This is a genomic window from Pseudomonas brassicacearum (assembly GCF_009601685.2).
GTDB lineage: Bacteria > Pseudomonadota > Gammaproteobacteria > Pseudomonadales > Pseudomonadaceae > Aquipseudomonas > Aquipseudomonas kilonensis_B.
Genome location: NZ_CP045701.2, coordinates 6073015 through 6086335 on the forward strand (window position 1 = coordinate 6073015; position 13321 = coordinate 6086335).

At 61.9% G+C, this 13321-nt stretch carries 7 protein-coding genes; 1 reads left to right on the forward strand and 6 read right to left on the reverse strand.

What is annotated here, in order from left to right; translation table 11 throughout:
• Nucleotides 1-12: 12 nt before the first annotated feature.
• On the forward strand, nucleotides 13-1308 hold the full coding sequence (gene gbcA, locus GFU70_RS26420; protein WP_064106876.1) for a glycine-betaine demethylase subunit GbcA: 1296 nt from the start codon (nucleotides 13-15) through the stop codon (nucleotides 1306-1308).
• Between the two features lie 102 nt (nucleotides 1309-1410).
• Here gbcA and GFU70_RS26425 read toward each other — a convergent pair whose 3' ends face one another.
• The 6 genes from GFU70_RS26425 to dgcB form a co-directional block, all read right to left on the reverse strand.
• A complete protein-coding gene (locus tag GFU70_RS26425) occupies nucleotides 1411-2655 on the reverse strand; it encodes a metallophosphoesterase (protein ID WP_058543659.1) in 1245 nt (414 codons plus the stop codon).
• Between the two features lie 27 nt (nucleotides 2656-2682).
• Nucleotides 2683-4551 carry a hypothetical protein gene (locus GFU70_RS26430; protein ID WP_153389023.1) on the reverse strand — a complete coding sequence of 623 codons (1869 nt, stop codon included), beginning with the start codon at nucleotides 4549-4551 and terminating at the stop codon, nucleotides 2683-2685.
• Between the two features lie 195 nt (nucleotides 4552-4746).
• Complete coding sequence (locus GFU70_RS26435) at nucleotides 4747-8199, reverse strand: GMC oxidoreductase (RefSeq protein WP_153389024.1); 3453 nt, start codon at nucleotides 8197-8199, stop codon at nucleotides 4747-4749.
• A gap of 1127 nt (nucleotides 8200-9326) precedes the next feature.
• Nucleotides 9327-10097 (reverse strand): electron transfer flavoprotein subunit beta, encoded by a 771-nt coding sequence (locus tag GFU70_RS26440; protein ID WP_153389025.1) that lies wholly within the window; start codon nucleotides 10095-10097, stop codon nucleotides 9327-9329.
• Nucleotides 10098-10110: 13 nt separating this feature from the next.
• The gene (locus tag GFU70_RS26445) at nucleotides 10111-11331 is read right to left on the reverse strand and encodes an electron transfer flavoprotein subunit alpha/FixB family protein (protein ID WP_116643679.1); all 1221 of its coding nucleotides are present in this window, start codon (nucleotides 11329-11331) and stop codon (nucleotides 10111-10113) included.
• On the reverse strand, nucleotides 11328-13280 hold the full coding sequence (dgcB, locus tag GFU70_RS26450) for a dimethylglycine demethylation protein DgcB (RefSeq protein WP_153389026.1): 1953 nt from the start codon (nucleotides 13278-13280) through the stop codon (nucleotides 11328-11330). The genes GFU70_RS26445 and dgcB overlap by 4 nt, the downstream gene beginning before the upstream one ends.
• Nucleotides 13281-13321: the final 41 nt, after the last annotated feature.

The window sequence follows — 13321 nt, forward strand, 5'->3', positions numbered from 1 at the left end:
GAGGATAAAACGATGGACGTCACCGCAACCCTGAGCCTGGGCGATCCGCTGGAACCCGCACGCAAGGCCACCGCGCAAATGCTGCAGGAACGCGAGCGCACTTTCTCGCTGCCGCAGCCGTTCTACTCCGATGAGCGCCTGTTTGATATCGACATGCAGGAAATCTTCCAGAAGGAATGGTTGATCGCCGGCATGACCTGCGAAATTCCGACCAAGGGCAACTACCTGACCCTGCAGGTTGGCAAGAACCCGATCATCGTGATTCGCGGCGCCGATGGCGTGGTGCATGCGTTCCACAACGTCTGCCGTCACCGTGGCTCGCGGCTGTGCACCAGCGAAAAGGGCAAGGTCGCCAAGCTGGTCTGCCATTACCACCAGTGGACCTATGAGCTGGACGGTCGTCTATTGTTCGCCGGCACCGAAATGGGCGCCGATTTCGACATGAACCAGTACGGCTTGAAGCCAGTAAACGTGAAGACCGCTGGTGGCTACATCTTCATCAGCCTGGCGGAGAACCCGCCGGCCATCGATGACTTCCTGTCGACCCTGACCCATTACATGGAACCCTACGACATGGAAAACACCAAGGTGGCGGTGCAAACCACCTTGATGGAGAAAGCCAACTGGAAACTGGTACTGGAAAACAACCGTGAGTGCTACCACTGCGGCGGCGCGCACCCGGAACTGCTCAAGACCCTGCTGGAATGGGACGACGTCACCGACCCACGCGCCGACCAGGCGTTCAAGGACCACGTGGCTGCCTCCGCCGCTGCCTGGGACGCCGAGAAGATCCCTTACGCCCACGCCAGTTTCGGCCTGCGCAACCGCATCGTGCGCATGCCGCTGCTCAAGGGCACCGTGTCGATGACCATGGACGGCAAGCAAGGCTGCGCCAAGCTGATGGGCCGCATCAAGAACCCGGACCTGGGCTCGATGCGCATCCTGCACCTGCCGCACTCGTGGAACCACTGCATGGGCGACCACATCATCGTGTTCACCGTGTGGCCGATCAGCGCCCAGGAAACCATGGTCACCACCAAGTGGCTGGTGCATAAGGATGCAGTCGAAGGCGTGGACTATGACGTGGCGCGCATGCGCCAGGTCTGGGACGCCACCAACGACCAGGACCGTCGCCTGGCCGAAGAAAACCAGCGCGGCATCAACTCCACCGCCTACCAGCCAGGCCCGTACTCCAAGACCTATGAGTTCGGCGTGGTGAACTTCGTGGATTGGTACAGCGAGCGCATGCTCAACAACCTGGGGGCCGAACCGGCACCGTACCTCAAGGGCGTTCCGGTCCAGGGCTAAGTCAGAAGCATCGCGAGCAAGCTCGCTCCCACAGGTTTTGTGAACGACACAAAACCCCTGTGGGAGCGAGCTTGCTCGCGATAGCGGTCTAAGATTCACCGGCTACTTGGAAGACCACCGCACACTGCCATCCTCCCCATAAAACGTCTCGACAATCTCCTCCCCCTTCAGCCGCACCTTCACATACCCGTTCAACACCCGTTGCGGATACGCCTCGTCCCCTGCCAACTGGGTCTCCGACCACAGCACCCGGGCATGCCCATTCAATTCGCTCGTGGTGCCGTAGGGGATCGCCCCGTGCCCGGCGCAGCGCGCATGCAATCCGCCTTGCGGCGCGTAGCAGATGCCGTTGTGCAGATGCCCCCAATACCAGTAGTCCGGTTCTCGCCCCAAGGCATCGCACACCGGTTGGTAGAGCGCGGTCTTGTTGTGCCCGGAAATGTCGAAGCCCTGGTGATGACTGAGCACCATGAGTTTCTTGCGCTTGGGCAGGGTCTTCATCCACTCGATCTGCTGGGTGTTGAGGGTGCCGTCCATGTACAGGTTCATGGCGTCCGAGGCGTAGGCGCTGTCCAGGCCCACCACCAGCCAGTCGTCGTTGTACAAGGCAAAGTAACTGGTGCCTTGCTGCACCGGGAAACGCTTGGACAGTTCCTTGAAATAGCCGTGGGCGCCGCTGTACATCTCGTGGTTGGAATTGAGGGTGAACGCGCCATGCTTGCCCTGGGGCCAGCCGACCATGTCGACGTCTTCCTGGGAATGGGTGCCGGCGTAATACACGTCACCCAGATGGATGGTGAAATCGGCCAGGGCCAGCTGCATCTGGTTGGCCACCGCCACGGCCGGGGCGTGACTGTCGAACGGCCCGGTGCCCCAGTCGCCAGCGATGGCCAGCACCACGTCGTTGTCCATTTTCACCAGCGCCGGGTTGGTGGCGAACGGCGCATGGTGGCGCAGGTTTTCGATCCACTTGAGCAGCGCCTCGCTCCACAACAGGTCCAGCAGTTCCCATTTGCGGCAGCCGAGCAAGGTGCCGTCCTTGAGCACCCGGGTCGGCAACTCGTCCTCGCTTTGCGGCAAGGGCGTGGCGTTGCCGATCTTGAGGATCGACAAGCCGTGGGACAACTCCCAGGGTACGGCAGGTTCGTCGTCCGGCAGTTCGCCATGTTCGATGACATGCCGCGCCTGGTCGTGGCCTCGCTGCAATAATTTGACGATGGCCTGGAATTCCTCGGGCTCCAAGTCGTTGACCAGTTTTTTCCAGGACATCTCCAGCCGCGTGACCAACCCGTGCAGGCGGACCTTGACCTTGTCGAACTCATGTTCCCAATGATGCAGTAATGACATGTGAACGCTCCTTCGCAATGCCCTGGGCTACAGGGTCTTCATGAATTCGATCAGGGCCCGTTTGTCGACGTCCGACAGCTGCGTGCCATACAGGTGACCGCCGTTGTGGTTGCCTTCCAGGCGGGTGTCATATTTGAAATCCGCCGACGCCTTCATCTGCGCGCCGCTGGTAATGAAGCCGACCTTCTCCTGGTCGTAGATGTCGGAGCCGGTGTAGAACACCTGCGGCCGCTGTTCCGGTGCTTGCAGCAAATCCCACAGGGTCGGCACCGAACCGTTGTGCAGGTATGGCGCGCGCAGCCAGATGCCGTCGGTGGGCGTGTTGCTGTAGCTCTGGGTCTTGCGGTAGGCGCCAAAGTCGAACGGCGGCTTCTTGAAGCCGTGGAATGCCGCCACCAGGCCGGTGGTGAAGGAGTTCAGGCGATGAGGGTCGGTGCCCAACTGGTCGATGTTGGTGGTGACCTGGCCGGTGTCGCTGCGGCCAAAATCATGGCAACCGGCGCAGTTTTTCTCCCAGATCGGTTTGCCTTGGGCGACTTTCGCCTGGTCCAGGGCGAACGGCCAGGCCGGTGCCTTGTGGCCCAGCAGCCAGTTGGTCACGCGATTGAAACTCGGTGGCAGCACCGATTCCGGCGTCGCGCCCACGGCCATGGCCGCTGCGTAGTTGCGTTCGTGGATCTGGTTGTTATTGCCGTCCCAATGCAGGTACATGGACTCGCGGGGTTTCTGGTTCCAGACCTGCGGCAGGTCCACGGTGCCGATGGTGGAGTCATCCGGGAAGCCGAACACCACCATTTTGGTCGGGTTGAAAGTGTCGGTCCGCCCTGGCCCCTGGTCCGGACGCAGTTTCTGCCAGGCGTACGCTTGCTTCTGCTTGAGCAGCGCGGTCTTGGCCATCGGGATGATCAGGTAACGGTTGTACAGCTTTTCGAAAAAGCCCAGCTGGAACTTGCTGTTGATCGCCGCCATCACCGCATCGGGGGTGAATTTCGGGTCGCTGGCACAATCGTAGGCGAACCACTGGAAGGCTTGCAGTTGCAGGGTATTGGCCGGTGCAGTGGCGACCGGAACCGCTACGTCACTGGTGTTGGCCCGATAGGAACCGGTGTGGCACAGGGCGCAGTTGGGCTCCACGGTGGGGTAGCCGAGTTGCCGCTTGGCCATGCCGATGGGCAGGTCGTTGCCGTTTTCATAGAGGAACCCGAACACCTCATAGCCGCCCGGCTTGGGCAGTTTTTCCGGGCACATTTGCGGCAGCACGGCGAACAGGTAGTAGGGAATCCGCGCCTCGATGCCCAGGCCGATGGCGGCGTATTTGTAATGGTCTTCATCGGAGGCGAAGTCCGGTTGCGGCACTTCGCGGATCATCTGGTACCAGGTCTGGTAACCGATGAAACCCAGCAGCAATACCACCACCAACGTGCCGACCTTGAAACCGTGGCGCTGCCAACGCAGCGCCCAGCCGGCGCGCCACTCCCGCCAACCGGCGCAGAGCAAGGCCAGCGGACGATTGGCCACTGGGCAGCCCAGGTACAACAGCACGCCCAGGATCAGGAACATGCTCAGGTCGCCCATCAACATCGGCACGAACAGCTGGCCCTGGTTGTTGGTGTTGATCAGGTAGATCCAGAACACCACCGCCACCAGCCGCGACAGCACGCACAACCATGAGTGCACGACGAAACGCGGCGCGTTGAACCCCGAGGGCATGTAGAACAGGCTGATCCCCACCAGCAACATGCCGGTATTTTCCAGCCAGGGATCGGACAACACGGGCGGCAGGCCGAGCATGGACGTCAGCAACGCCGGCGCGAACAGCGCCGGTATCGCGAAGACCATGTTCATGACAATCCCGACCCAGATGATGCGTTGGAACCAGCGGATGTAAGTGTTCATGGCATCCTTTTCCTTATTCTTGACTCACCACACAGCCTTTGCGGCCAGAGCTTGCTCCCGCCGAACTCCTGTAGGAGCTGTCGAGCGAAGCGAGGCTGCGATCTTTCCAAAGACACTCGAATCTCAAGCGAAAGATCAAAAGATCAAAAGATCGCAGCCTTCGGCAGCTCCTACAGAGCCGAGCGGGAGCAGTGATTAGCCAAGCGCCGTCTTCTCCAGGTGCTCAAGGATGATCGGATACACATCCACCACCGCATCCTTGCCGAACATGCAGTCGATGTGGCCGTACCCCGGTATTTCGTGGCGACTGAACAACTGCGGGCCGTGCATCTCGCACAATCGTTCGTAGGTCTTGAGGGTGCTTTGCGGCAGGTAGCACTGGTTGTCGGCGCCGCTGATGAAGCAGATCGGCAACTTCAGCCGATCGAAATGCGGCATGTAGACGTCGTTGCCCTTGAAGTCCACCAGGTGCCCTTTGCGCACGATCAGCGCCAGGTGCTCGAAGGTCTGGATGTTCGATTCGCCGAACAACTCATGCAGGTTGTCGTGCAGGGTTTCGTTGAGGGTGTCGTGGCGGTACAGCGAGGCATACATAAACGTGATGCGATGGCAGACCGGGTTGGTGCAATAGCCCTGGGCCTCGATCCGGGCATAGCCATTGAGGGCCTTGTCGTAGAGTTTGTTGAACCAGCTTTCCTTGGTATCGGCGTAGGCCGTGAGGGACTTGATGCCGATGGCATCGAGCATCCCCGGCAAGTGCAGACCGGCTTTCAGACCAGTGGCGGTGGCGACCACCGTGTCGGCGGCGATCTGCGAGCAGACCACCGAGCGCACGCCCTGCAAGCCTGCCAGCATCGACATGAAGAACGTCGTCGCACCGTAGCAATGCACCACGCACTGCACGTCCCGGGCCAGGGTCGCTTGCTGGATCTGCTCGATGGCGGCCTTGAAGTCGTACTGGGCCACTTGGTCGCCGTTCCATTCGTTTTTGCTGGCCGGCAGCAGGATGCTCACCCGCAGGTCCAGCAGCCAGACGTCGTATTCGTGCTTGCAGAGGTATTCCAGCAGGTTGGTGTGGATGGTGTCGGTGGAGAAAATATTCGAGCCCACGCCCAGGCCATGGACCAACATCACCGGGCCTTTGGTGCCGGCCTGGTACCGCGTCAGGCGCAGCTCGACGCTGTCTTCGGTCTGGAAGAAATGTACCACCGGTGGCGGCGCATCCAGCGGCCGTTTCAACCGGGGTGGCGCGTCCGGATTGAAGTAGACGTCGCCCGCGAAGACACCGCCGTAGCTCTCCCACAAGATGCCGGCAAAGAACTTGCCGAACCGCGCCAGCGCCTCCACGCGCTCACGTTCATTGCGCGCGTTAAGCACTTTCATGGTGGTCATTTGCTTGGCGAAGTCGGCCGGCAGAATGTGCATCACCCCGGAGCCGATCACCGCGCCGGTCTTGTCCGGCCCGTGATAGAGCGTGACATAGAGCGTGCTGGTGTCGTGCCAGATGTTCAGCACGCCGTTGTCCTCGGGCACGGTCTTGAAGGCGCTGAAATAATAGTCGCTGCCGTCTTCGGCGGTCAGCTTCATGTCGTAGTTCATGTGCCGCACACCAACTTGTTCCTGGTACTGCTCGAACAGGTTGAACACCCCATTGCTGGCGACCAGCGGCTGCGGCGAGAGCGACGGTGCGTCGAGGGTGCCCACCAGGGTCGCGGCGTGCTCCGGTTCCTTGATCAGCCGGTTGAGGTCGGCGGCGGTGATGGTCAGGGTGAATTCGATGGGCGAGTTGTCGGCCTTGCCACGCTTGGCCGCCGCTTCGTACAGGCTCAGATCGGTGCCTTGGGGCTGGGTGAAGGCGGTGGAAAAGTAACCCTTCATGGTTTCGGTGAACTGCACGCCGAGGGTGGGTGCCGCCACCGGTTTGCGCGGGGCCGAGGGCAGCGTGTAGTCGATGACCCAGCCTCGATCAGCCGCCAGCAGGCCCATGTTGCGCTCGCTCACCGCCGAGATGGTCAGCAGCGGGTTAACCGCCAGTGACGTGGGAATCACCGCACCGTCGGTCACGTACAGGCCCGGATAGACATCGGTGCCGCTGGTGCCACTGAACACCTGGCCCTTGTGATTGACCACGCCTTGGGTCGCATCTTCGCCCATCACGCAACCGCCCAAGGGATGGACCGAGACGATGCTGTGCTTGAGCAGCTTGGTCCAGATCGGGTTCTCGACCCAGATCCCGCCCAGGGCCTTGGTGCTCTGGTGCAGCCGTTCATTGCCGAGGGTGACGTTCTCCTGTTCGCCGACGCCGGGCCAGTCGATGCGCAACTGATCCTTGTTGTCGAGCAGCATGCGGCCCTTGGCGTTGTCATGGCTCATGATCAGGTAGGTCTGCATGTTATGCAGCGCGCCGTAGTAGGGGCCGCGCAAAAAGCTCTCGGCCTCCCGTCCCTTGTACTTGAGGCTGGCGCCGAAACCGGTGTCGGTGGGCACGCCGATCATTTCGGCAAACGCCGCCATGCTCGGCACCATGGCCCGGCCGAGGGCGCCGGGAATCGAACCTTCTTCGATGACCATGCGGCTGCGCCAGTCGCCCTCGGTGCGCATGTCGATGATCGAGGTGATGCACGGCCCCACCGGCTCCAGTTCCTTGGCCGAATGGGCGCCGAAGCCGATGCCGTTGATGGTCTGGTCGCAGTTGTGGCCGAAGCCCAGGATGTCGCCGTTGCCGCTCATGTGTTCGCCCAACTGGCTGGACATCGACAGGCCCTTGTCCCGCGAGCGCAACATGATTTCAGTGGAGCCCAGGGTACCGGCGGACACCACCACGATGTCGGCGCGAACGAACAGGGTCGGCGCCGAGAACATCTCCCGACCGCTGTCCAGGTATTGGAAGTGCACGATCCAGCCATCGCCGTCGCGCTCCAGGTGCCGCACCTCGGCCTGGCAGAAAATTTCCGCGCCGTGGTTCCAGGCATCGGGCAGATAGTTCATCAGCGTGGTGTTCTTGGCCTTGTTGTTACAGCCCGAGACGCAATCGCCACAGCCATTGCACGGCAGCTGTTCGACGCCGACGTGATTAAGATTGTTGGGCAGTTTGTCGAAGGTCACGTTGATCGGCGGCTTGTAGAAATGCGCGCTTTGCTTGAGGTAATCGGCGGACTTCTTGTGGGCATCAAGCTTGGGCAGGTTCGGCCCCGACGCCGGATACGAATTGGGCTTGAGCATCTCCCGGGCCCGGGTGTAGCCGTCCTTGAGCAGCGTGTCGCGGTGTTCCCGTACCGCCTGGGGCCAGCGCGGGTCCTCGAACACGCCAGGCTCCGGCTCCAGCGAAACGTTGGCATTGATCAGCGACGTGCCGCCCAGGCCACAACCGACCACCACGTTTTGCTGGGCGTTGACGTGCAGGTCGAACAGCCCGGTGCGCGAACCGATGTGGCCATCCGGGTCGTGAACTTGCAGTTCCTCGGTGGCCGCGAGCAGGGTATTGGGGTATTCGCCGGGCTGGATTTCCCGGCCTCGCTCCAGCAGGCACACCTTGCGTCCGGCCCTGGACAGGCGCGAGGCAGCAATACCGCCACCGTAGCCGGAACCGATGACAATCACGTCGTAGTGTTCCTGGATGTCACTGATGGGGGTCGAGATCCGTGTCATGTTCAAGTCCTCTCAGGCAGAAGGGGCAACTCTGCGGTTGCCTGCAAATCGACAGGCGCACGAACGCCTGGCCGCTATCCCGCAAGGGGCGAACGGCAGTGAGCGGTTACGAAGCAAACTCAGGTACTGATCAGGGCGCTATAGCCGCGCACGCTGATTGACGGCACGTCGACGGGGGCGCTTGGGCAGCGCGGTGGGACGCTTCGGCACGCACGTTACAGGGAAAAAAAAATAGGTGCGGGGGGGCTGGCTATCCATCATGCGTTCTCCCTGAACCTGACATGGATAAAGTGACGATGTCCTTGTGCCATGGAGTGAAGACAGCCCACAGACCCTCGTCAAGGCAGTGACTTAGAACTGTATGAAATTTGATCTATCGCGATTTGCACTATGCAGGCCGTGGCTTGCAGCGTTCGGCGAACAAGTTATCCACACGACCACCCACAGCTAATGGGGACAAGTGCGGGTATGCCCGGCATTTTTCCACCGGCAAAGTGAATAAAAACCGTGACTTATGAACAATGATGGTTTTACCGGCCTATCGGTTGTTTTTTGATCAAAGGCCTGTAAGCCTTGCCTGGCAAGGGGTGTGGCGGTGAGCGAACACCTTATCCACAGAAGCACCAACAGTGTTTGGGGGTAATTTTGACGATTCTGTGGAAAACCCATTGAACGGCTTGTAAATCGAGGTTTTCCAGGCGTTTTCCCGACAAAAAGGACTGATTGATCATTTTATAATCAACTGACTGAACGCCACGTCCCGTATGGCCTGCAGCGTAGAGCGAACATCTTATCCACAGAAGCGCCAACAGAGATTGGGGGCAAGTTTCAGCTTGAACGGATAACTACTCACAGGCAAAAGCCAATAAAAACCGTGGGTTAGGCTGGCTATTTTTTGAGCGCAGGCCTGCAGGGCCTGGTTTTCATAGGTTGCAGCGAGGGGCGAACAGGTTATCCACAGAGGCGCGCACAGGGATTGTGGGTAACCCACCATGCCTATCTGCTGTAGGAGCTAGCCCTGTGGGAGCAAAGCTTGCTCGCGATGAAAACGCCTCGGTCTCTTAAGTCCAAGCCGCCTGGATCGCGAGCAAGCGTTGCTCCCACAAGGGGGTTAGGGGTATTTGAGGTCAGCGAACCACGCCTTCCTCCACCAACAGCTTGAGAATCGCCTCGGCCCCTGCCTCCGGGCTCACGTCCTTGAGCACTTGCCCGCCTCCACCGCTGGCCTTGGCCGTGGCTGCTTTCATGCGGTCGGCGCCGCTCTTGGCCTTGATCACTTTCAAGCGTTTGGGGCGTGGCTTGGCCGGTTGCAGGGTTGCCACCGCCAGCAAGGTGTCGTCGATCACCTCGACTTCCTCGCCATGCAATGCCCCCCGCCGGGCCGGGCCGAAGGCGCTTTGCCGGGGTTTTGGCGCGGCGTTATCCACAGTGGCCAGGAACGGCAGGCGCACTTTGAGACGGCGACGTTGACCGCGAGGCAAGGCTTGCAACACCAGGGCCACGCCGCCGTCGATGGATTCGACCTGGGCCAGCCCCACCACCAGCGGCCAACCGAGATTCTCGGCCAACAGGAACGGCAACATGCCCGAGCCTTCACCGGTTTCCGCCTGGCTGCCGGTGAGCACCACTTGGGCACCGGCGTCACGCAGGTAATCGGTCAGGGCCGGCAGGGCGTCGGCACCCACGGGGTTTTCCAGCACATGCAGTTCGTCCAGGCTCATGCCCAGGTAGGCGCGCAGGGCCGGTTCGGCCACGTCGCCGGCGTGCAGCACTTGCAGGTCGCTGCCGGCCAGCTGCAGGCCCAGTTCAACGGCCCGGGCGTCCTGTTCGGCGCGCCGGGGCCGACCGGAAGTGGGGTGGGCGCCGATGGACACGAGGCTGATCACTTGGGTACTCATCAACTTATCCTTCTTAAGCCGCATCGCGCTTGGCTTCGTTGCGGTAAGCCTCTACCGCCGCGATCAAGGCCTGGAGAATCGCCGCGCTGTCACCGATCACCGACAGGTCTGCCCGTTTGATCATGTCGCAACCTGGGTCGAGGTTGATCGCCACCACCTTGTCGCAGGCGCCGATGCCCTGCAGGTGCTGGATCGCCCCGGAAATCCCCACGGCCACGTAGACCCGCGCCGTGACCCAGGTGCCAGACGCACCGACCTGGCGATCGCGGGCCATGAAACCGTCGTCCACCGCCACCCGCGAAGCGCCTTCGGTGGCACCCAGGGCCGCAGCGGTCTGGTGGAAAAGATCCCAGTCCTTGACCCCGTTGCCGCCGGAGAAAATGAATTCGGCCTCGGCCATCGGGATCGCGCCCGGGTCCACTGCCACCGCACCGAGGTCTTCAATGCGCGACAAGCTACGGGCCACGCTTGTGGATAACTCCACCGGCAAGGCTTCGTGACGGGTCTCACTGACCGGTTCGGCGCATTCGGCCGCCGCCAGGATCAAGCGCGCCAATGGCCGGGCCAAGTCTTGCAGGCCGGCACCGGCGCGGCCGATGCACTCTTCGCCCTTGACCTGCCAGACCCGCGTAGCCGGGCGTTCGCCCAGGGCTGCGGCAAAACGCCGACCCAGTTCACCGCCACCGGTGCGGCTGTCGGGCAGCAGCCAATGGCGTGGGTTGAACTGGTTATCCACAGCCCGCAGGCCTTGCACTCGTTGCTCCGGTGCATAACCGCTGAATGCCTCACCTTCCAATACCAACAAGCGGTCGACACCGGCCGTGGCGAAGGCGTTTTCCTTATGCTCGCCGAAGACCACCGCCAACACCGCACCTTCGCTGCCGGCAAGCTGATGGGCCAGGCCCAGCAGATCGCGGTCGTGGCTGCTCAAGCGGCCACCGACCATGTCCGGCACCACACTGATGTAGAACGCCGGTTGCGGCACCTGATGCAGCGGCAGTTGCACTTCAGCGGCGGCGGTACGCTTGGTCGCGCCACCCTGCTGGGCGCCGCTGCGGTCGATGCGCTTGATGCCGTTGGGGCCGATGAAACCGACACCATGGACATTCTTGCGAATGATGCCGTTAGGCCCCATCCAGCTGTGCTGCACCGGTTGCATGGCTGCGTGCAGCGGGTGCAGGCGGTTGCGGGCGATCCACTCGGCACGAGGGTCGCGGCGGATGATTGTGCTCATGAATGCACCTGCGCGAGTTCACGTTTGGACGGGGCCACTGGCTTGCTTGGCGCCGCGTCTTCGAGCAGCGCGTCGGCCACCAGTTCGGCAATGTCCTTGATCATCGGCCGCGGTTCGACCACGCCTTCCAGCATCGCGGTGCACTGTGGACAACCCACGGCCACCAGTTCGGCGCCGGTTTCGCGGATGTCTTCCATGCGCATGTCAGGGATTCGCTGCTTGCCGGGGATGTCCGTGATTGGCGCACCGCCGCCACCGCCGCAGCAACGCGAACGGAAACCGGAACGCTGCATCTCCTTGACCTCGATGCCCAGCGCGCGCAGCACCTGGCGCGGCGCCTCGTATTCGCCGTTGTAGCGGCCCAGGTAGCACGGGTCGTGATAAGTCACGCTGTCGCCCTTGTGCTGGCCGAGGTTCAGCGCCCCGGCGTCGATGATTTCCGCCATATAGGTGCTGTGGTGCTGCACCAGGTAGTTGCCATCGAAGGCGCCGTATTCGTTTTTCAGCACGTGGAAGCTGTGGGGGTCGCAGGTGACGATGCGGTTGAAGTTGTATTTGGCCAGGGTCTGGATGTTGCGCTTGGCCAATAGCTGGAACGTCGCCTCATCACCCAGGCGCCGGGCCACGTCGCCACTGTCGCGTTCTTCGAGACCGAGCACGGCAAAGTCGATTTTCGCCGCCTTGAGCACTTTGACGAAGGCGCGCAAGGTGCGCTGGTTGCGCATGTCGAAGGCACCGTCGCCGACCCAGAACAGCACGTCGGTGGATTTCTTCTCGCTGAGCAGATTGAGGTTCAGGTCCGCCGCCCAGTTCATCCGTCCGCCCGGGGCGAAGCCGCCAGGGTTGTCGGTGGCGATGAGGTTTTCCAGCACTTCGGCGCCCTTGTTCGGCGTGGCGCCTTTTTCCAGGGTCAGGTGCCGACGCATGTCGACGATGGCGTCGACGTGCTCGATCATCATCGGGCATTCCTCGACGCACGCCCGGCAGGTGGTGCAGGACCACAGCGTCTCGGCGTCCACCAGACCGTTGACGATCGGCTGATGTGGGTTGCCGCTGTGCTCGCCCACAGGTTTGCCTGGGTAGGGGCTACCGGCGAATTTCGCATCGGTGCCGCCGGCCAGGCCGACGACCATGTCCTGGATGAGTTTTTTCGGGTTCAGCGGCTGACCGGCAGCGAACGCCGGGCAGGCAGCTTCACACTTGCCGCACTGTACGCAGGCATCGAAACCCAGCAGTTGGTTCCAGGTGAAGTCCTTGGGTTTTTCCACACCCAGCGGCGCGCTCGGGTCATTCAGGTCCAGCGGCTTCAGGCCGGTGGAGCGACCGCCACCAAAGCGCTCGGCTCGGCGGTGCCAGGCCAGGTGCAGGGCACCGGCGAAGGCGTGTTTCATCGGCCCGCCCCAGGTCATGCCGAAAAATAGTTCCGACACGCCCCACAGCACGCCGACACCGAGGATCGCCGCCACCAGCCAACCGCCGAAGTTTTCCGGGAGGATACCCGCCACCGGCAGGGTCACCAGGAAGAACGACGCCGAGAAGGCCAGCAGGCTTTTCGGCAGGCGCATCCACGGGCCCTTGGACAAACGGGCCGGCGGATTGCGCCGGCGCAGGTAGACGAAGATCGCACCGACGAACATCACGGCCGACATCAACAGCAACGCATAGCCGAGGAAGCGATTATGCAGGCCAAACCCGTGGACCAGGATCGCCAGCACCACCGACGCCACCGCACCACCGGCCGTGGCGACGTGGGTATTGGCAATGTATTTGTCCCGAGCCACCACATGGTGCAAATCCACCATGTAGCGCTTGGGCATGGCGAAGAGACCGCCGATCAGGTCGACCTTGGCCGGTCGTCCGCGGCGCCACATGTTCACCCGCCGCAAGGCGCCAAGGACCGCGAGGCCCAAGGCAGCGAACAGCAGGATTGGAAGAAGGGTGTTCAACATGGTGAAGCTCCCAAAGACCTCAGGGTCATGTGCGCGCCAGT